Below are 19,391 nucleotides of genomic sequence, written 5' to 3'. Positions count from 1 at the left end.
CGGAATACTGCCCCGACGTCCTACGCCGGCAAGGAGGGGAACTGACATGACCGCCGTCTACACCGGGGACGTCTTCTCCACCCTCGACGGCTACGGCTCCTACGCCGAGGGCGCCGACTGGGGCGGCTACTGGGGCAAGCAAGGCCCCGAACTGCTCGAGCATCGCGCCGCCCTCTTCGACACCGAGCAGCGGATGGTGTTCGGGGCCACCACCTTCCGAGAGAACGCTGAAATCATGTCCTCGGGCATCGATCCCCATACGCTCGACGAGTGGAACGTCCGGACGATGCGCATGCCGGCGACGGTGATCTCCTCCACGTTGCGGGACACCCTCGGCTGGCCGGACGCGACCATCGTGACCGGTCGTCTACCGCCCCACCCTCCGATGACGGCGTCCTGGACGACCCTGCGCCTGGTCAACGAACCGGCGTCGGAGCGCAGCAGACCGGACTACGACCCCGCGCCGTCTGCGTAGGCGTCTATCTCGGCGATGATCTGCGACTTCACGGCGTCCTCGGCGTATGAGGCGCGGACCGCGGTGCGGGAGAGCTCGGCGAGCCCGGCCTCGTCGAGCTCGAGCAGCTCTGCCGAAAGCTCGTACTCCCGGTTCAGCGTGGTGCCGAACATCGGCGGGTCGTCGGAGTTGATCGTCACCGTCACGCCCGCGTCGCGGAACACCGGCAGCGGGTGCTCCGCGAGCGTCGCGACGGCCCGCGTGGCGAGGTTGGACGACGGGCACACCTCCAACGGCACGCCGGTCGCGGCCAGGTGGGCCAGCAGCTCGGGGTCCTGCAGGTGTACGGCGTGCACGTCAGCTCGGCGTAGCGCAGCCGCTGCCCCACCGCCATCTCCCGGGCCACCTCGTAGGTGAGGTAGCCGATGTCCTGCGGCGTGCGGATCAGCGCGACCACCGCGAGGTAGACCTCGATGAAGTGGGCGAAGTCGCGGAACTCGTAGAAGCGCTGCAGCTCCTCGAGGTCGGTCGGTACCGTGCCGGGGTGGCGGGCCGCCAGCTCACTGACGATCCGCGGCGAGGCAGACCCGACGTGGTGGACGTGCAGCTCGGCCTTGGGCAGACCGGAGATGAAATCAGACATCCTCATCCGTCGATTGTCCGGGGACTCGGTGATGTGGCTCGCCGACGATGGTGCCCGGAGGCCCACACGGTTCGCCATGATGACGGGCTATGGACGATGAACAGCGCCTCGAACTGCGCGTGATTGGCGTGGTGCGGTCACCGTTGCGCGACCCGGCCGACGCGCCCCGCCAAGGCGACGAAGGCGCACCTCGCGCACAGGTGGTGCTGGATCCGCAGGTGTGGCCCGGGCTGGACGGCCTGCAGGTGGGTCAGGAACTGCTGGTGCTGACCTGGCTGCACCGTGCCCGGCGTGACGTGCTGCAGACCCGACCCCGCAACGATCCCCACCGTCCAGAACAAGGGGTGTTCACCACCCGGTCCCCGGACCGCCCGAACCCGTTGGGGTTGCACCCTGTGCGGGTCCTTGCCTTCGGTGGCAACACGGTGGAGGTCGACGGGCTGGAAGCGATCGACGGCACTCCTGTCGTCGACCTGAAACCGCTGCTCGGACCGCTCGACGAGCGTTGACCACCCACTCCATCAGACGCGGTAGGCGCACTACGCGCAACCGCTCCACGGACGTGGCACGCGACGAGGTCGACCGCACCGGTGATCCTTCACGAGCCAGGGGTCCAGGGAGCGAGGACAGAGGCCAAGTACCTGTGGGTCTGGCTCGAGCAACACTCCTCGTCGGGACTGACGTTGCCCGCGTCCGCCGGCCCGACGAGCGGGGTCGGCGCCGCCACGGTGCCGGCATCGGCGTGCTTAGCCGTCGACCCGCAGCGGCGCCAGGCGCTCGGCGAGTTCGTCCGCCGTCGCACCGTGCAGCTCGAGCGCCCGCACCCGGCCCGCAGCCAACTCGAACGTGCCCAGGTCGGTGTAGACCCGGTCGATGCACCCGAGGCCGGTGAGGGGGTAGGTGCACCGGGGAACGAGCTTGGGAGCGCCCTGCTTGTCGAAGAGCGTCATCATGACCCAGACCCGCTTGGCGCCGATCGCGAGGTCCATGGCCCCGCCGACGGCGGGGATCGCGTCCGGGGCGCCGGTGTGCCAGTTGGCGAGGTCGCCCGCGGCCGAGACCTGGAACGCCCCGAGCACGCAGACGTCGAGGTGGCCGCCGCGCATCATGGCGAAGGAGTCGGCGTGGTGGAAGTACGCGGCACCGGGCAGCTCGGTGACGGGGACCTTCCCGGCGTTGATCAGGTCGGGGTCGACCTCGTCGCCGTGCGCCGCGGGGCCCATGTTGAGCATGCCGTTCTCGGTGTGCAGCACGACGCCGGAGCCGGCGGGCAGGTGGTCGGCGACCAGCGTCGGCTGCCCGATCCCCAGGTTCACGTACGCGCCGTCGGGGTGCTCGGCCGCGATGTCGCGGGCGATGGCGGCAGCGATGTCGTCCTTGCTGCGCGGCGTGCTCATGCGGCTCGCTCCTGGCCGGCCGGGACGATCCGATCGACGTAGATGCCCGGGGTCACGACAACTTCGGGGTCGAGGCCCCCGATCTCGACGACCCGGTCGACCTGCACCGCGACCGTCCGCGCTGCGGTGGCCATGATGGGGCCGAAGTTGCGGGCCGTCTTGCGGTAGACGAGGTTGCCCATCCGGTCCGCGACGTGCGCCTTGATCAGCGCGAGGTCGCCCTTGATCGGGTGTTCGAGCACGTACGTGCGGCCGTCGATCTCGCGGCTCTCCTTGCCCTCGGCGAGGGAGGTCCCGACACCGGTCGGGGTGAAAAAGGCGCCGATGCCGGCACCGGCGGCCCGCAGGCGCTCGGCGAGGTTGCCCTGCGGCACCACCTCGAGCTCGATGCGGCCCGCGCGGTAGAGGCTGTCGAACACCCAGGAGTCCGCCTGCCGCGGAAAGGAGCAGATCACCTTGCGCACCCGGCCCGTGGCCAGCAGCGCGGCCAGGCCCGTGTCGCCGTTGCCCGCGTTGTTCGACACGACCGTGAGGTCCCCGGCGCCCTGCCGGATCAGCGCGTCGATGAGCTCGACGGGCATGCCCGCCATGCCGAAGCCGCCCACCAGCACGGTCGCGCCGTCGGCCGTACCCGTGACCGCGTCGTCGTGGCTGCCGCAGACCCGGGCGGTCACGACCGGGCGCCGGAGATGTTCTCGAGCACCACGGCCAGCGCCTGCCCGACGCCGATGCAGATCGCGGCCACGCCCCAGCGCTCGCCGGATTCCGTGAGCCGGGCTGCGAGCGTTCCGAGGATGCGCGCCCCGGACGCGCCGAGCGGGTGCCCGATCGCGATCGCGCCGCCCTTGGCGTTGACGATGTCCGGATCGACCTTCCAGGCGTCGACGCAGGCCAGCGCCTGTACTGCGAACGCCTCGTTGAGCTCGACGGCCGCGACGTCGTCCCAGCCGATCCCGGCGCGGGCGAGTGCCCGGTTGGCCGCCTCGACCGGGGCGAAACCGAACTCCCGGGGGTCGAGCGCGTGCACGCCCCGGCCTGCCACCCGGGCCGTCGGGTCGATCCCGATCCGCACGGCGGCGCCCTCGGAGCCGAGCAGCACGGCCGCGGCGCCGTCGCTGAGCGGGCTGGCGTTGCCGGCCGTGATGGTGCCTGCCGACTGCCGGAACACCGGCGCGAGCGCGGCCAGCTTCTCCGGCGTCGAGCCGTCGCGGATGCCCTCGTCCCGTGCGGACTCGACGCCAGGAACCGGGACGACCAGGTCGTCGTAGAAGCCGGCCGCCCAGGCCTGCCCGGCGAGCCGGTGCGAACGGGCGGCGAACTCGTCCTGGCGGTCGCGCGAGATCGCGAACCGCTCGCCCAGCTGCTCGTTGCACTCGCCCAGCGACACCGTCCACTCCGCCGGCATCCGCTCGTTCACCAGACGCCAGCCGAGCGTCGTCGAGACGGCCGTGACGTCGCCGGCCGGGAACGCGCGGGAGGGCTTGGGCAGCACCCACGGTGCCCGGGTCATCGACTCCACCCCGCCGGCGACCGCCACCTCGAGGTCACCGACCTCGACGGCCCGCGAGGCCTGCATGGCCGCGTCGAGCGACGACCCGCAGAGCCGGTTGACCGTGGTGGCCGGGACCGAGGTCGGCAGCCCGGCCAGCAGCACGGCCATCCGCCCCACGTCGCGGTTGTCCTCGCCGGCCTGGTTGGCGCACCCCCAGACGACGTCGCCGATCTCGGCAGGGTCGAGCCCGGGGGCCCGCGACAGCACGCCGCGGAGGGTGCTCGCGGCCAGGTCGTCGGGCCGCACGCCGGCCAGTGCGCCACCGAAGCGGCCGAAGGAGGTCCGGGCGCTCGCGTACAGGTAGCAGGACGTCACGCCGTCCACGGTAGGAAGCCTCATCCATCACGTCCAATAGCAATCTGCCCGTCATTCATAAGCCCTGCGCATAAGCTGACGCCGTGGAGCTGCGCCACCTCCGGTCGTTCGCCGTGCTCGCCGAGGAACGCCACTTCGGCCGCGCCGCCGCCCGGCTGCACATCGCCCAACCGGCGCTGTCGCAGCACCTGCGGCAGCTCGAGCACGAGGTCGGCGTCCGGCTGGTGGACAGGTCCACGCGTCGGGTCGAGCTCACCGAGGCGGGCAGGCTGCTGCACGACCGCACCCGGGAGATCCTGGCGACCCTGGATCGCACCACCGCCGATCTCGCTCTGCTCGCCGCAGGCCGGGCCGGCCGGGTCCGCGTGGGCTTCGTCGGCACGGCGACCTACGACGTGCTCCCCCGCGTCGCGCAGCGCGTGCGGGCCGAGCTCCCGGACCTCGAGCTTGACCTGCACGGGGAGCTCCTCGCGCCGGCCCTGCTCGACGCGCTGCGCGCGGCGGAGCTCGACCTGGCCGTCCTGCGTCCGCCCGCGGTGCTGCCGGACGACCTGGTGACCGTGACGCTGCGCGAGGAACCGCTGGTCGCGGTGCTGCCCAGCGGGCATCCCCTGGCCACCGCCACCGAGGTGGAGATCGCCGCGCTGGCGGGCCCGCCACTGATCACCCATCCCTCGGGCCGTCGCTCCACGATGCAGCCGCTGGTGCTCGAAGTGTTCCGGCGAGCGGGGCTCGAGCCCGAGATCGTGGAGGTCGGCGAGACCGGGACGCTGGTCGCCTTCGTCGCCGCCGGGCTGGGGATCGGGCTGGTGCCGGCGTCGGTCCGCGCGCTGCGCCTCGACGGGGTCGCCTACGTGCCGCTCGCCGGGACGCCGCCGACGGTGCCGCTCGTCCTCGCGCACCGGCCCGGTCCGACGGCGGCGGTGGCCCGGGTGGCGTCGCTGATCACCGCCGTCGTCCGATGATCATGGGCGACGCCGGGCGAAGGCCGGGCCGAGCATGTCCGGTTCCGGCGTGTCGAGGGCCAGCCGCAGGAACCGGCGCACGGGTGGGGTCGGGGGTTCGGACCGCCGGCGCAGCAGGCCCGTCTCCACGACCGGAAAGTGCCGGGTCAGGGGCAGCGCGACGGCGCCGGTATCCGGCCCGCACAGCTCGCCCGCGGACGCGGGGAGCACCGCGACGCCGGCGCCCGCACCCACCAGCGCGACGGCGGTCTGCACCAGCTGGACCTCGCGGCGCACGGGGTCGAACCCGGACAGCCGGCACGCTCCGACGAGGTGTGCCGCCAGGGAGCCCGACCCGGCGCGGGCGGGGACGAGGAACTCCGCGTCGGCGAGTGCCCCGAGGTCGACCCGGTCCCCGAAGCGCGCAGCGGCCTCGCGGGGCAGCACCGCGACCAGCGGTTCCCGGCGCACGACGGCGACGTCCAGGTCGTGCCCGACGCCGGCGGCCGCGCCGGCGGGCGGCAGGTAGAGCAGTCCGAGCTCGGCGCGGCGCTCACGCACGTGCCCGGCGACGGCGTCCGCACCGTCCTCCACCAGCCGGACCGTCACGTCGGGCCGGTCGTCGCGGAACCGGCGCAGCAACGGCACCAGCAGCGGACCGGCCGTGGCCGCGACGAACGCGACGGTCAGCCGCCCGGTCCGCCCCTGCCCCGTGCCCGTGACCTCCTCCGCCGTCGCCTCGGCCTCGGCGAGCAGCCGCCGGGCCCGCTCGGCCAGGACCCGCCCGGCCTCGGTGAGGTCGACACCGCGCCGGTGCCGGACGAGCAGCGGGACCCCGAGTTCGTGCTCCAGCCGGGCGAGCTGGGCCGACAGCGGTGGCTGGGTGAGGTGCAGCCGGACGGCGGCACGGGTCACCGAACGCTCCTCCGCGACGGCGAGGAAGTACTCCAGTTGCTTCAGGTCCATGGTTTTCCGTATGGCTGTGCTTCGGATTCGGTATTGGACATATAGCTGACGCGCGCGCAACTGTGAAGGGGCCCACCGAGAAGGGGACCTCCAGTGCACCACTTCACCTACGACCAGCTCCCCGCGCGGATCGTGTTCGGCGCGGGCCGGGCTCGCACGGAGCTCGCGGGCGAGATCAGCCGGCTGGGCGCGGAGCGGGTGCTGGTGATCGCCTCGACGCGCGACGCGGAGCGGGTCGCCACGCTCGTAGAGCCACTCGGAGAGCTGGTCGCAGGGACGTTCACCGCCGTCCGCGAGCACGTCCCCCTGCCGACCGCCGAGGCCGCCCGCGCGGCGGCCGCGCAGGTGCGGGCGGACGCGGTGCTGGCGATCGGCGGTGGGTCGACGGTCGGAGCAGCCAAGGCGGTCGCGCTCACGGCGCGGCTGCCCGTGGTCGCCGTACCCACCACCTACGCGGGGTCGGAGGTCACGCCCGTGTGGGGGCTGACCGAGAACGGCCGCAAGACCACGGGCACCGACCCCGCCGTGCTTCCTCGGGTCGTCGTGTACGACTCGGAGCTCACGGCGACGCTCCCCCGCGACCTCGCGGCCGCGAGCGGGTTCAACGCGCTCGCCCACGCCGTCGAGGCGATGTGGGCGCCGCGGCAGAACCCCGTCAGCACGGCCGTCGCCGAGGAGGCGATCGGGCGGCTGGCGACCGGACTCCGCAAGGACGACCCGGCCGAGCTGCTGTGCGGCGCGTGGCTCGGCGCGTCGGCGTTCGCCGTGGCCGGCTCGGGCCTGCACCACAAGCTCTGCCACGTGCTGGGCGGGACGTTCGACCTGCCGCACGCACGCACCCACGCCGTCGTCCTCCCGCACGTCCTGGCATTCAACGCGCCGGGCGCGCCGGACGCGGTGGCTCGGGTCGCCCGGGCACTGGGCGTCGCCGACGGGGTCGCGGGGCTGCGGGCGCTCGCCGACGAGCACGGCGTCCCGCGGGGGCTGCGCGCGTTGGGGATGCCCGAAGACGGGATCGAGAAGGCCGCCGCGCTCACCGAGCCGGCGGTGCCGGAGGACAACCCCGTCCCGGTCGGGGACGGAGCGCTGCAGCGGCTGGTCCGCGCGGCGTGGAGCGGGGAGGACCAGTGACCACCACCGACACCACGACATCGGGGAAGCGCGAGCAGGCGGTGACCGACGAAGTCGTCGCGAGCTTCGCCGGGACGAAGGACGACCGCCTGCGCGAGGTGCTGGAGAGCCTGACGCGGCACCTCCATGCTTTCGCCCGCGACGTGCGCCTGACCACCGAGGAGTGGGAGGCCGGCATCGGCTTCCTGACCCGGGTCGGGCACATCACCGACGACCGGCGCCAGGAGTTCATCCTGCTCTCCGACGTGCTCGGCCTGTCGATGCAGGTGGTCGGCATCAACGCGCCCGCCGACCCGCGCGCCACCGAGTCGACCGTGTTCGGACCCTTCTTCGTCGACGACGCACCCGAGGTCCCGCTCGGGGGCGACATCGCGAACGGCGCCACGGGCACACCGTGCTGGGTCACCGGCACCGTCACCGACACCGACGGCGTCCCGGTGGCCGGCGCCCGGATCGACGTCTGGGAGGCCGACGACGACGGCCTCTACGACGTGCAGCGCGACGGCGACGAGACGGCCGGCCGCGGGTGGCTGCGGTCCGGGCCGGACGGCGGCTACCGGTTCTGGTCCGTGCGGCCGTCGCCCTACCCGATCCCCTACGACGGGCCGGTCGGCGACCTGCTCACCGCGACCGGCCGCGGCCCGATGCGGCCGGCCCACCTGCACTTCAAGGTCGAGGCGCCGGGTCACCGGACCCTTGTCACACACATCTTCGTCGCCGGCGACCCCTACCTGGACTCCGACGCCGTGTTCGGCGTCAAGGACAGCCTCGTCGTCGATGTCGCCGAGCACCCCCCGGGCACCGCACCGGACGGCCGCGCGCTCGACATCCCGTGGACCGGCGTCCACTTCGACATCGTCCTGGAGAAGGCCTCATGACCGAGAACGAGAACCTCGAGACGGACGTCCTGATCATCGGCAGTGGCCCCGCCGGCGGCGGCGCGGCGCTCGCGCTGGCCACCTACGGCGTCGACCACATGGTCATCACCAAGTACCGGTGGACGGCGAACACCCCGCGGGCGCACATCACGAACCAGCGCACCATGGAGGTCTTCCGCGACCTCGGCATCGAGCCGGACGTCTGGGCCCAGGCGGTGCCGCACGAGCTGATGGGCGAGACGGTCTTCTGCACCAGCCTCGCCGGCGACGAGATCGGCCGCGTCCGCACCTGGGGCACGCACCCCGCCCGCGAGGCCGACTACACGCTGGCGAGCCCCTCGCAGAACTGCGACATCCCTCAGACGCTGCTCGAGCCGATCGTCGTCGGGCACGCGGCGTCGCGCGGCAGCCGGATCCGGTTCGACACCGAGTACGTCTCGCTCGTGCAGGACGACGACGGCGCGACCGTCACCGTGCGCGACCGCGTCACCGGCCAGACCTACGACATCCGCGCGAAGTACGTGATCGGCGCGGACGGCGGCCGCAGCCGGGTCGCCGAGGACGTCGGACTGCCGTTCGAGGGCCAGATGGACCTCGCGGGCTCGATGAACATCGTCTTCCACGCCGACCTGTCGCACCTGGTCGAGCACCGGCCGAGCGTCCTGTACTGGGTGCTGCAGCCCGGGTCGGACGTCGGCGGCATCGGGCTGGGGCTCGTGCGGATGGTCCGGCCGTGGAACGAGTGGCTGATCGTCTGGGGCTACGACATCGGGCAGCCGCCGCCCGACGTCGACGACGAGATGGCCACGCGGATCGTCCACGAGCTGGTCGGCGACGACACGGTCGCAGTGACGATCCGGTCGACCTCGCTGTGGGGCAACAACAAGATGTACGCCACCCGCTACCGCACGGGCCGGGTGTTCTGCATGGGCGACGCCGTCCACCGGCACCCGCCGTCGAACGGGCTGGGCTCCAACACCTCGATCCAGGACGCCTACAACCTGGCCTGGAAGCTGGCCTACGTGCTCCGCGGGACCGCGGGCGAGGCGCTGCTCGACTCCTACGACGCCGAGCGGACGCCGGTCGGACGGCAGATCGTGCTGCGGGCCAACAAGAGCATCGAGGAGTTCGGCCCGATTTTCTCCGCGCTCGGCGTGCTCGGGACGGACGACCCGGACGTCATGCGGGCGCACATCGAGAGCCGCCGGGACAACACCCCGGAGGCCGCGCGGCAGCGGGCGGAACTGCGCAAGGCGCTGGAGCTCAAGGACTACGAGTTCAACGCGCACGGCGTCGAGCTCGGCCAGCGCTACGCGTCGGGCGCTGTGGTACCCGACGGCACGCCGGAGCCCGCGTACGACCGCGATCCCGAGCTGCACTACCACCCGACCACCTGGCCCGGCGCCCGGCTGCCGCACGTCTGGCTGGGCCGTGCCGGCCGGCGCGTCTCGACCCACGACCTCGCGGGCAAGGGCCGGTTCTGCCTGCTGACCGGGATTGCCGGCCAGGCGTGGGCGGACGCGGCCGAGAAGGTCGCCACCGACCTCGGGATCGAGCTGGCCGCGCACGTGATCGGCCCCGGCCGCGAGCACATCGACCTGTACGAGGACTGGGCGCGGGCCCGGGAGGTCGGCGAGGACGGCTGCGTGCTGGTCCGGCCGGACATGCACGTCGCGTGGCGGGCAGCCGGGGCGGTCGACGACCCCGCCGCCGAGCTGTCCCAGGTCCTCACCGCCGTCCTGGCCCGCTGAGAGGAGACGTCATGGGACGCATGGACGGGAAGGTCGCCTTCATCACGGGAGCGGTTCGCGGGCAGGGCCGGGCACCAACGCCGGGATCATCAACGCGGTGCGGCCGAGCTGGGAGCTCGACGAGGCCGACTGGCAGACGATGATCGACATCAACCTCAGCGGGGTCTGGCACACCACCAAGGCCGCGATCCCGCACCTGATCGAGCGCGGCCCCGGCGGGTCCGTGGTGCTGATCAGCTCGACCGCGGGCCTGCGCGGCATTCCCGGCATCGCGCACTACAACGCCGCCAAGCACGGGGTGCTGGGACTGTCGCGGACACTGGCCAACGAGCTGGCACTCCACCGCATCCGGGTCAACTCGGTGCACCCGACCAACGTGCGCACGATCATGATCGACAAGCCGTCGTCGGCCCGGATCTACCGGCCCGACCTCGAGAACCCGACGTTCGAGGACTCCCTGTCGGCCCTCGCGAAGATCAACATGTGGGACGAGCCGTACCTCGACGTCGAGGACGTCGCGAACGCCGTGCTCTTCCTGGCGAGCGACGAGGCCCGCTACATCACCGGCGCCGCCCTGCCGGTCGACCTGGGGATGAGCCAGAAGTACTCCGGCGCCTGATTCCCCTCCACCCGCATCGCCCCGCACGACACCGCCGTCGAAGGAGTCGCCGTGACCCCGTCCGTCGCCCCACGCGAAACCGCCCGTCCCGCCTCCCCCGACCTGCCCTTCGACGTCGAGGCCGACGTCGTCGTGGTGGGCGGCGGGGGTGGCGGCCTGCCCACCGCGCTGTTCGCCCGCTGGCTCGGCGACGAGGTGATCCTGCTGGAGAAGGCCGCCGAGCTGGGTGGCACCGCCAACAAGGCCGCCTTCTGGTACTGGGTACCGAACAACGAGCCGATGCGCGCCGCCGGCCTGAGCGACACCAAGGAGGGCTACCTCCGCTACGTCGCCCGGCTCTCGCACCCCGAGCGGTACGACGCCGACAGCCCGACGTTCGGGCTCACCGAATGGGAGCACGCGGCGCTCTCCGCGATCTACGACAGTGCGAGTCCGGCCACGGAGCTGCTCCGCGAGCGCGGCGCGCTCCCCTACCGGCACTGCCCCGCCGTCCCCGACTACTGGTCGGAGATCCCGGAGGACGCCGCACCGTACGGCCGTGTGCTCGTGCCGGTCGACGCCTCGGAGTCCATGTCCGACGGCGGCAAGCACGCGGTCCGGACCATGTCGGCCGCCGCCGAGCGCGACGGCGTCGACATCCGCACGAGCCACCGCGTGCAGCGGGTGATCCTGCGCGGCGGACGGGTCGCGGGCGTCGAGGCGAGCACCGCGGACGGCCGGGTCCAGCGGGTCGGAGCGCGCAAGGCCGTCGTCTTCGCCAGCGGCGGCTTCACCCACGACGACGACCTGCGCACCAACTTCCTGCGCGCCCCGGTCTTCCCCGGCTGTGCCGCCGCCACCAACGAGGGCGACTTCGTCCGCATCGCGAGCGCGGTCGGGGCGCAGCTGCGCAACATGAACTCGGCCTGGATGTGCCCGGTGCCGCTGGAGCGCTCCGGTCGTCCGGACCTCGTCGGCATGTTCTCCGTCGCGGGCGACTCCATGCTCTTCGTCGACCCCCGCGGCCGCCGTGTGGTCAACGAGAAGTTGCCCTACAACGAGCTGGCGCAGGCGTTCTTCCGCTGGGACGGCAGCACGGGCACCTACCCCGACCTCGTGCTCGTGCAGATCTGGGACCAGCGCAGCCAGGACCACAGCGCCAGCGACGAGTACGGGCGGCTGATCGTCCCGCCGGGCGCGGACGACTCCCATGTCATCCGCGGCGAGACGCTGGAGGAGCTGGCCGCCGCCGTCGATGCCCGCCTGGCCTCGGTCGCCGCCCGTACCGGTGGAGTCCGGCTCGCCGACGGGTTCCTGCCGACGCTGCAGGACAGCATCGCGCGCTTCAACGGCTTCGCCACCTCCGGGCGCGACGAGGACTTCGGCCGCGGCGGCACACCGATTCAGATGATCTTCAACGGCCCCGTCAAGGAGGAGCCCGGCCGCACCAACCCGACCATGTGGCCGCTCGCCGACACCGGCCCCTACTACGCCGCCCTCGTCACCGGCGGCACGCTCGACACCAAGGGCGGGCCGCGCACCACGCCGGACGGCCAGGTGCTCGACGACCTCGGCGACCCGATCCCCGGCCTCTACGGCGTGGGCAACTGCGTCGCATCAGCCTCCGGCAACTCCTACTGGGCAGGCGGCGCCACCCTTGGCCCGATCATCGCCTTCGCCCACCGCGCCGCGTCCGCGGCACACGCCGAGCGCCCCGCCCTCGTCCCGACCGCCTGACAGGAGAGAAGACCATGGCCGTCGCCACTCAGACCATGACTGACGAGCAGCGCAAGTCCGTCGCGCTCGAGTACCTCAAGGCCTTCGACAACGCCGGGGTGACGAGCACCGGCGGCAGCATCCTCGACCTGTTCGCGGACGACGCGCAGGTGTACTTCCCGAAGTGGGGCATCGCCGAGGGCAAGGAGTCCATCGGTCGCCTCTTCGGCGACATCGGCGGCACCCTCAAGTCGATCAAACACGACTACGCGTCGTTCAACTGGGTCTTCTCCGGCGGCGACACGATCGTCGCCGAGGGCACGTCGTACGGCGAGCACCAGGACGGCGCCTGGCGCGCGGGCGTACCGGACTGGGGCGCCGGGCGCTGGTGCGACGTGTTCGAGGTCCGCGACTTCCTCATCCAGCGCTGCTTCATCTACCTCGACCCGGACTACGCGGGCGGCGACACGGCCCGCTACCCGTGGCTCGACCGGCCCGGCCCGGCCTGACCGAGGAAGAAGGCAGGCCTGTGACGTCGTCGCGAACCACGATGCGCGCCGTCCGGCTCTCCGCCCCCGGCCCGGTGGACAACCTCCGGCTGATGACGCTCCCGCTCCCGCGTTTCCCCGGGTGCCGGGCATCGAGGCCGCCGGCATCGTCGATGCGGCCCCGGTCGACAGCGGGCTGGCTCCCGGACAGAAGGTCGTCGCCATGATCGGCGACATGGGCGGCACCTACGACGGCGGCTATGCCGAGTACACGTCGGTGCCGCTGTCCCAGGTCATCACGGTCGACACCGACCTGCCGTGGGAGGTGCCGGGTGCCCTGCCGGAGATGGTGCAGACCGCATACGGCTCACTCACCATCGGCCTGGACCTGAAGCCCGGTCAGTCCGTGCTGATCCGCGGCGGTACCTCCTCGGTGGGCCTGGCCGCCGCGGCCCTGGCCCGATGGCGCGGCGCCACGGTGCTGTCCACCACCCGGCAGGCCGGCCGCCTCGCTTCGCTGCAGGAGCACGGTGTCGACCACCCACTGCTCGACACCGGCGAGGTCGCGCCCGCCGTGCGAGAGCTCTATCCGGACGGCGTCGACGCCGCCCCTGATCTCGTCGGCACGCCGACCCTGCCCGACACCCTGCGCGCGGTGCGGGTGCACGGCACGGCCTGCTTCGGCGGCAGCCTCTCCAACCAGTACACGGTGCGGGGCTTCTCCCCGAACGAGTACCTGCCGAAGGGTGTGCGCCTGGCGGGCTACTTCGGCGACGCCGCCGACCTGCCACGGGAGGCCTTTCAGGAGATCCTCGACGCGGTCGCGGCCGGTCAGCTGACCTTCCCTGTGGATCGCGTCTACAACGGTCTGGAGCAAGTGCGCCAGGCCGACGACGACATGGAACACAACCGCGCCACCGGCAAAACTCGTCGTCCGCGTCCGGCATCAGGTTGTCTAGCCTCGTGGTCGGCTCCTGCACGCACGGTGCTGCTATGCCAGGTACTCCTCGATGGCCTGGGCACCCGCCTCGACTCCACCGGCGTCACGCACCTCGGCCTGCATACGATGGAGGTTCGTCCGGATCACCGGGCTCACGGTGACCTGAGCGACGGCGCTGCGCAAGGCGTCCGCGGTGATGGCCTGCGGGTCGAGTTTCACTCCGAGGCCGAGCGCGGCGACGCGGTCGGCATTAACCGCCTGTTCGGGCATCTGAGGAAGCGCGAGCATGGGTACGCCGTAGTAGAGCGCTTCCATCGTCGAGTTCATCCCCGCATGGGTGATGAAGGCGCGGGCTTGCCGCAGGACAGCGAGCTGCGGAAACCACGATGCGACCTGCACCGTCGGCGGCAGCGGGCCGACGTCGGCGGGATCGACATCGCCGATGGTCATCGCCACCTGGAAGTGGCCGTCGCCGAAGGCTTCCACGCACGTGCGGTAGAAGTCGGGACGGCCGGTGAAGATCGATCCCAGGGAGACGAACAGCAGCGGCAGCCCGGGGTGCGGCGAGGACCAGGACTGCACCTGCTCGCGCCCGCCGATCATCGCTCCCACGAAACGGAACCTGTCGTCGAAGCTGTCCCCGGCGGGCTGGAACGCCCGTGCGACGAACACCAGATTGAGATCCTCGACGACGTCCATGGTCCCGGCGACGTCGATGTCGACTCCATGCGCCGCGGCGAACGCCGCGACGTCGTCGGCGAACGCCGCCATCTGCGGGTCGCCCTCCAGACCGGTGGTGAGCGCGTCGTCGACCTGCGAGTACGTCTCGTTCTCGGCCAGGTTGGGGATCGTGCGCGCCGCCCGAAGGCCCATCCGGCGTGCGACCAACCGCGCCGGCCAATTCGTCGCGTCGTACACCACTGCGTCGGGCCGATGCGCGCGGCAATGCGCCAAGAGGACCGGATAGGTCGCCGCCAGGCCGGCGAAGAAGTGCCGGAACCACAGGGCGACGATCTCCGGGCCCACCTGCGCCGGAGGGACGAACGGCGCCAGTCCGGGCATCGCCACCCACTGCGCACCGGCCCGCCCGATTGCCTCCCTGAACTCAGGTCCGCAGGCGTACTCCACCCGATGCCCTCGCCGCACGAGCTCGGCGACCAGCGGAAGCGTGGGCGTCACATGCCCATGACCAGCCAAGCACGCGAACAGCACCAGCCGCGACACGCCGCGACCGTAGGCACCCGCCCGATCAGACCGCCAGCGAGTAACACCACGGGCGGCACCCGCGGAGCGTCGGTACTCGGCGCTGTCCACCGACCTGCGCCGACCGCAGACCGGAGACGTGGAACTGTGCCATCGTGGGTCGGTGAGCAACGTCCAGGTGGTCACGAGCCGTGAGGTGCCGCTCGGCGGTCCGCGCGCGATGACGGTGCGCCGTACGCTGCCCCAACGAGCCCGCTCTCTGGTCGGCGCCTGGTGCTTCGCCGACCACTACGGCCCCGACGACATCACTGACACCGGCGGGATGGACGTGCCCCCGCACCCGCACACCGGCCTGCAGACCGTCAGTTGGCTGTTCGCCGGTGAGATCGAGCATCGCGACAGCAGCGGCGTACACGCGATGGTCCGGCCCGGGGAGCTGAACCTGATGACCGGCGGGTACGGCGTGGCGCACTCCGAAGTCTCGACACGCGGCACCAGCAGCCTGCACGGCGTCCAGCTCTGGGTGGCGCTGCCCGACCACGCCCGGCACCGGCCCCGGGACTTCACCCACCACGTGCCCTCGGCGGTCCACCTCGGCGGTTCCACGGCGCGCGTACTGCTCGGCACGCTGGCGGGCCACACCTCCCCGGTGATCACTCACACTCCCTTGCTCGGCGCAGAGCTGGTGCTCGCCCCGCACGCCGAGCTCACCCTCGACGTCGCGGCGGACTTCGAGCACGGCGTGCTCGTCGACCTCGGGCCGGTCCTTCTCGACGGCACCGAGCTGGTCCGCGCCGAGATGGGCTACCTGTCCCCCGGTGCCGACCGGCTGACGGTGGCCAACCCCGGCGACCGACCTGCCCGGGTGCTGTTGCTCGGCGGCACGCCGTTCACCGAGCCAGTGCTGATGTGGTGGAACTTCGTCGGCCGCAGCCACGAAGAGATCGCCGGCTTCCGCGAGGAATGGGAAGCCGCGTCCGAGCGCTTCGGCCGGGTCGAGGGGTACCGCGGCCAGGTACAACGCCTGCCGGCACCACCGATGCCCACCGTCCACCTCAAGCCCCGGCTGACGCCGCCCGACCATGGCGATCCCAGCGCCTGGGGATAGGGACCGATCCGGACGGGTGCGAGGCCCCCGGCACGCCGACCTGATAGCGACCAGCCCGTGGGGTTCACTACGCGACGAGTCGCTCCACGCGGTCAGCCGGCGCCGGCTCACCGTCGACGGGCACGGTTACCGTCAGCTCCGAACCATCGCGACGAACACGCACGACGCCGAAGACGCGGCGCAGGGCCGCGAGAGCGGCAGCGTTCACCACGAGCATCTCGCCGACGAGCTCGCGGTAGCCCAGCTCCGCAGCCCGGTTCCGGGCCGCCTGCAACAGTTCGGTGCCGGCTCCACAGCCCTGGCAGCGGTCGATGACCTCGACGGCGAGCTCCCCGCGCCCGTCGCCGAGGTCGATGATCCGCACGATGCCGATGGGACGGTCCTGGCTGAAGGCCGCAAGCGCAACATGCGTCCGGCCGTCCAACGCGGTCAAGCTCCGACGGGTGGCAGCCGAGAGCTCGGCGACCGGGGCTTGGAAGCGCAGGTAGCGGCTGTATCGGGACAGCCCGGCGAAGACCTCGTCGACGACGTCGCCGTCGCCAGGCCCGATCTCGCGGATGCGAACGAGACTCCTGGCAGAGGCGGCGCCAAGCTCGGCATCGTTACTGATCCTGGTGCTGCCGGCGCCGCGGGTAGTGGCGGTGTTGATCGGAGTTTCCCTTCTTGCAGTTCCGGGCAATTCCCGGCAGCTGAAGGGTGCGCGCCGCTGTGCACTTGCACCGTCGGTCGATTGGGGCCTTGGCGGGATTGTCCTGCTGTCCCCCGATCGACCGACGCCGCATTCCGCCGCTTTGCGCGATCGTTCACCTCGGCGCCGAAGTGTGGCTCCAGCTTCGTCAGTTCCTGTGGGTGCCCAAAACCGAGTTCATGTCCCTGACTTGCTGCGCAGCGCTACCGAGGCGGGAGGCGCAGCGACGGACGATGCAGCGGTGGAGCGGGCGGGCGACCGGACGGGTCGGCCCGGCACGGCGTCGGAACGGGGTGGCGCCGGCCGGGGCGCGGCGCCTCACCTCGTCGGCACGCGACCCGTGGATGCCCGGGTGACGACGACCGGCAAGGTCGGGATGGCGACGTCGTGCGGCGCCGCCCCCTCGAGCTGGTCGAGCACCGCGTCCACCGCCGCCGCGCCCAGTTCGAGCAGCGGCATCGCCACCGTGGTCAGAGGTGGGCTGAGGTAGTCGGCCAGGGGCAGATCGTCGTAGGAGACGACGGAGACGTCCTCGGGGACACGCAGGCCGAGGACGTGCAGGGCGTGCAGGGCGCCGATGGCTTGGCCGAGCGTGCCGCAGTAGAGCGCGGTGGGCGCCGGTCGCCGGGCCAGCAGGTGGCGGGCCGCCTGCGACCCACCCTCCTCGCTGAACGGCGCGCTGACGCAGCAGCCGGGATCGAGCCCCAGCCCGGTCATCTGATCGCGGAAGCCCTGCTCCCGGACACGGGCGGGATACAGCTCGGCCGGGCCGGACACCAGGCCGATGCCGGTGTGCCCGAGCGCGTACAGGTGGCGCACGGCGGTGGCGCTGGCCTCGGCGAGATCCATCCCGACGTTGCGCCCGGAACCCGGCATCTCCCGGTTGACGAACACGTGGGGCAGCCGGTCCAGGCGCGCGGAGGCGAGCAACCGGTGGTCGGGCCGCGCAGAGGCGATGAGCAGCCCGTCGACCCGGCCCTCCTCGACGAGGTCGGCGAACGTCTCGTCGGCACCGTCGGCGGGGGTGTCCTCGACGAGCAGCACCACGTAGCCGCGCTCGCGGGCCCGCCGGCAGGCGCCGCGGACGATCCGGGAGTACACCGGGTTGCTGAGGTCTGGGATGAGCAGCGCGAGCGCTCGGGTCCGGGCGCCGGCGAGCGCGCGAGCGCCGGCGTGGGGCCGGTAGCCCAGCTCCCGCGCCGCGGCGAGGATCCGTAGCCGGGTCGCGGGGCGGATGGTCAGGCTGGGATCGCCGTTCAGCGCCCGTGAGGCCACCGACTTCGTGACGCCGCAGGCCAGCGCCACGTCCACGAGACGGACGCGCTCGCCCGCCGGTTCAACGTGATCCCCCATGGGTAGCCCCCTCAGTTCAACGTAGCGCGGAAAACCGGTTTCCAACAGCACGTTTGTTGCGGAATCGGATGTTGACGACCCGTGGACACGGTGCCATGCTCTCGCCGGAGAACCGGTTTTCTCACCCAACGACGGGATGGAGTCCACCGATGCAACTCCGAACCAGGGCGATGCTCGCCGGTGTGGCGGTGGCAGCTCTTGGGCTTGCGGGATGTTCCAACGATGCCGCTCCCTCGGCCCCGGCCGCCGGCGGCGGCGGTGCCGGCGCGCCACCGGCCGCCGCGGCGAACTGCCCGCTGGCCTCGGCCCCGGACCCGGGGAACTCGGCGCCCCCGACGGGCGTGCCCATGGCGAGCGGCGCGCCGAAGCTCGAGGCCAAGCCGACCTACAAGGTGGCCTTCAGCCAGAACGCCAGCAACAACCCGTGGCGGCTCGCGGAGACCGCCAGCATGCAGGATGAGGCCACCAAGCTCGGATACCAGCTCACGGTGACCGACGCCAACAACGATCAGTCCAAGCAGATCCAGGACATCAAGGGCCTCATCGCGCAGAAGCCGGACGCGATGTTCGTCGCGCCGATCACCGAGCAGCTGGGCAACGTGGTGGCCGAGGCCGCCGGCGCCGGCATCCCGGTGTTCCTGCTCGACCGCAACGTCGACCCGGCCGCGGCGAAGCCGGGCGAGGACTTCGTCACGGTGATCGTCTCGGACTTCGTGCAGCAGGGGAAGCGCGCGGCCTGGGCGATGGCGCAGGCCACCGGAGGCAACGCCACGATCATCGAGCTGGAGGGCACCACCGGGTCGTCGCCGGCCATCGACCGGAAGAAGGGCTTCGACGAGACGATCACGCAGTGCCCCGGCCTGCAGGTCGTGGTCTCCCAGTCCGCCGACTTCACCCGGGCCGACGGCCAGGAGGTGACCGAGACGCTGCTGCAGAGCCACCCCGACGCTACCGCGGTCTACGCACACAACGACGAGATGGCGCTCGGCGCGATCGCCGCGATCCGGGCCGCCGGCAAGGTGCCGGGCCAGGACATCAAGGTCGTGTCGATCGACGGCTCCCGGGACGCGCTGACTGCGGTCGACGCCGGTGACCTCTACACCAGCGTCGAGTCGAACCCGCGCTTTGGGCCGAAGGCCTTCGAGACGATGAAGCAGTACGCCGAGGGCCAGGTCCCGGTGAAGCTCGTGCTCGAGGACCGGCTGTTCAACAAGGCCAACGCCGCGCAGAACATCGAGAGCGCCTACTGACGCGGCTCGACGCGGA

20 protein-coding genes and 1 pseudogene are annotated in these 19,391 nt (G+C 72.0%); 12 read left to right on the top strand and 9 right to left on the bottom strand.

Features of this window, described 5'->3' with window-relative positions; all coding sequences use genetic code 11:
* Positions 1–46: 46 nt before the first annotated feature.
* Positions 47–475 carry a hypothetical protein gene (locus tag RM445_RS24375; RefSeq protein ID WP_311559167.1) on the top strand — a complete coding sequence of 143 codons (429 nt, stop codon included), beginning with the start codon at positions 47–49 and terminating at the stop codon, positions 473–475.
* Here RM445_RS24375 and RM445_RS24370 read toward each other — a convergent pair.
* Together RM445_RS24370 and RM445_RS24365 are read right to left on the bottom strand one after the other, a co-directional pair.
* Positions 451–741 carry a hypothetical protein gene (locus RM445_RS24370; RefSeq protein WP_311559166.1) on the bottom strand — a complete coding sequence of 97 codons (291 nt, stop codon included), beginning with the start codon at positions 739–741 and terminating at the stop codon, positions 451–453. The two genes, RM445_RS24375 and RM445_RS24370, sit on opposite strands and share 25 nt — an antisense overlap.
* Positions 657–1,103 (bottom strand): amidohydrolase family protein, encoded by a 447-nt coding sequence (locus RM445_RS24365; RefSeq protein WP_311559164.1) that lies wholly within the window; start codon positions 1,101–1,103, stop codon positions 657–659. Before RM445_RS24365 ends, RM445_RS24370 begins: the two co-directional genes overlap by 85 nt.
* A gap of 83 nt (positions 1,104–1,186) precedes the next feature.
* On the opposite strand from RM445_RS24365, the gene tsaA reads away from it, so the two are divergent.
* Positions 1,187–1,606, top strand: coding sequence for a tRNA (N6-threonylcarbamoyladenosine(37)-N6)-methyltransferase TrmO (tsaA, locus tag RM445_RS24360; protein WP_311559163.1), 420 nt, complete (start codon positions 1,187–1,189; stop codon positions 1,604–1,606).
* A 237-nt stretch (positions 1,607–1,843) separates the two neighbouring features.
* Here the strand turns inward: tsaA and RM445_RS24355 are convergent, their stop codons facing one another.
* Genes RM445_RS24355 through RM445_RS24345 form a run of 3 tightly spaced genes read right to left on the bottom strand, consistent with a single transcriptional unit; the run spans position 1,844 to position 4,361 of the window.
* Positions 1,844–2,494, bottom strand: a complete 651-nt coding sequence (locus RM445_RS24355; RefSeq protein WP_311559162.1) for a 3-oxoacid CoA-transferase subunit B — start codon at positions 2,492–2,494, stop codon at positions 1,844–1,846.
* The gene (locus tag RM445_RS24350) at positions 2,491–3,168 is read right to left on the bottom strand and encodes a 3-oxoacid CoA-transferase subunit A (protein WP_311559161.1); all 678 of its coding nucleotides are present in this window, start codon (positions 3,166–3,168) and stop codon (positions 2,491–2,493) included. Before RM445_RS24350 ends, RM445_RS24355 begins: the two co-directional genes overlap by 4 nt.
* Positions 3,165–4,361: a thiolase family protein gene (locus RM445_RS24345; RefSeq protein WP_311559160.1), complete on the bottom strand. Its 1,197-nt coding sequence runs from the start codon at positions 4,359–4,361 to the stop codon at positions 3,165–3,167. The genes RM445_RS24350 and RM445_RS24345 overlap by 4 nt, the downstream gene beginning before the upstream one ends.
* Before the next feature lie 83 nt (positions 4,362–4,444).
* Between RM445_RS24345 and RM445_RS24340 the strand changes: the two genes are divergently transcribed.
* Positions 4,445–5,326 carry a LysR family transcriptional regulator gene (locus RM445_RS24340; protein ID WP_311559159.1) on the top strand — a complete coding sequence of 294 codons (882 nt, stop codon included), beginning with the start codon at positions 4,445–4,447 and terminating at the stop codon, positions 5,324–5,326.
* Here RM445_RS24340 and RM445_RS24335 read toward each other — a convergent pair whose 3' ends face one another.
* Entirely contained in the window at positions 5,327–6,271 is a 945-nt protein-coding gene (locus RM445_RS24335; protein ID WP_311559158.1) for a LysR family transcriptional regulator, read from the bottom strand.
* A gap of 93 nt (positions 6,272–6,364) precedes the next feature.
* Between RM445_RS24335 and RM445_RS24330 the strand changes: the two genes are divergently transcribed.
* The 7 genes and pseudogenes from RM445_RS24330 to RM445_RS24300 all read left to right on the top strand — a co-directional run.
* Positions 6,365–7,402, top strand: a complete 1,038-nt coding sequence (locus tag RM445_RS24330) for a maleylacetate reductase (protein WP_311559157.1) — start codon at positions 6,365–6,367, stop codon at positions 7,400–7,402.
* The gene (locus RM445_RS24325) at positions 7,399–8,280 is read left to right on the top strand and encodes an intradiol ring-cleavage dioxygenase (protein WP_311559156.1); all 882 of its coding nucleotides are present in this window, start codon (positions 7,399–7,401) and stop codon (positions 8,278–8,280) included. Before RM445_RS24330 ends, RM445_RS24325 begins: the two co-directional genes overlap by 4 nt.
* Complete coding sequence (locus RM445_RS24320; protein WP_311559155.1) at positions 8,277–10,031, top strand: FAD-dependent oxidoreductase; 1,755 nt, start codon at positions 8,277–8,279, stop codon at positions 10,029–10,031. Before RM445_RS24325 ends, RM445_RS24320 begins: the two co-directional genes overlap by 4 nt.
* A 97-nt stretch (positions 10,032–10,128) precedes the next feature.
* Positions 10,129–10,650, top strand: a complete 522-nt coding sequence (locus RM445_RS24315; protein WP_311559154.1) for an SDR family oxidoreductase — start codon at positions 10,129–10,131, stop codon at positions 10,648–10,650.
* Between the two features lie 51 nt (positions 10,651–10,701).
* Positions 10,702–12,366, top strand: a complete 1,665-nt coding sequence (locus RM445_RS24310; RefSeq protein WP_311559153.1) for an FAD-dependent oxidoreductase — start codon at positions 10,702–10,704, stop codon at positions 12,364–12,366.
* Between the two features lie 14 nt (positions 12,367–12,380).
* On the top strand, positions 12,381–12,854 hold the full coding sequence (locus tag RM445_RS24305; RefSeq protein ID WP_311559152.1) for a nuclear transport factor 2 family protein: 474 nt from the start codon (positions 12,381–12,383) through the stop codon (positions 12,852–12,854).
* Positions 12,855–12,975: 121 nt separating this feature from the next.
* Positions 12,976–13,698 (top strand): annotated as a pseudogene (locus RM445_RS24300) (zinc-binding dehydrogenase); the annotation flags it as partial.
* Positions 13,699–13,824: 126 nt separating this feature from the next.
* Here RM445_RS24300 and RM445_RS24295 read toward each other — a convergent pair.
* Entirely contained in the window at positions 13,825–14,997 is a 1,173-nt protein-coding gene (locus tag RM445_RS24295; RefSeq protein WP_311559151.1) for a macrolide family glycosyltransferase, read from the bottom strand.
* Between the two features lie 199 nt (positions 14,998–15,196).
* Between RM445_RS24295 and RM445_RS24290 the strand changes: the two genes are divergently transcribed.
* Positions 15,197–16,084 (top strand): pirin family protein, encoded by an 888-nt coding sequence (locus RM445_RS24290; protein ID WP_311559232.1) that lies wholly within the window; start codon positions 15,197–15,199, stop codon positions 16,082–16,084.
* Between the two features lie 67 nt (positions 16,085–16,151).
* On the opposite strand, the gene RM445_RS32480 is transcribed toward RM445_RS24290, so the two are convergent.
* Together RM445_RS32480 and RM445_RS24280 are read right to left on the bottom strand one after the other, a co-directional pair.
* A complete protein-coding gene (locus RM445_RS32480) occupies positions 16,152–16,763 on the bottom strand; it encodes a GNAT family N-acetyltransferase (protein WP_397469391.1) in 612 nt (203 codons plus the stop codon).
* 327 nt (positions 16,764–17,090) lie between these two features.
* Complete coding sequence (locus tag RM445_RS24280) at positions 17,091–18,125, bottom strand: LacI family DNA-binding transcriptional regulator (protein ID WP_311559150.1); 1,035 nt, start codon at positions 18,123–18,125, stop codon at positions 17,091–17,093.
* A 149-nt stretch (positions 18,126–18,274) separates the two neighbouring features.
* Between RM445_RS24280 and RM445_RS24275 the strand changes: the two genes are divergently transcribed.
* On the top strand, positions 18,275–19,375 hold the full coding sequence (locus RM445_RS24275) for an ABC transporter substrate-binding protein (protein WP_311559149.1): 1,101 nt from the start codon (positions 18,275–18,277) through the stop codon (positions 19,373–19,375).
* The last annotated feature ends 16 nt before the right edge of the window (positions 19,376–19,391 follow it).

It is taken from the genome of Pseudonocardia charpentierae (assembly GCF_031845345.1).
In the GTDB taxonomy this organism is placed as follows: domain Bacteria; phylum Actinomycetota; class Actinomycetes; order Mycobacteriales; family Pseudonocardiaceae; genus Pseudonocardia; species Pseudonocardia charpentierae.
Note: the sequence above shows the minus strand (reverse complement) of the source record. Positions and strands in the feature narration are given on the sequence as shown.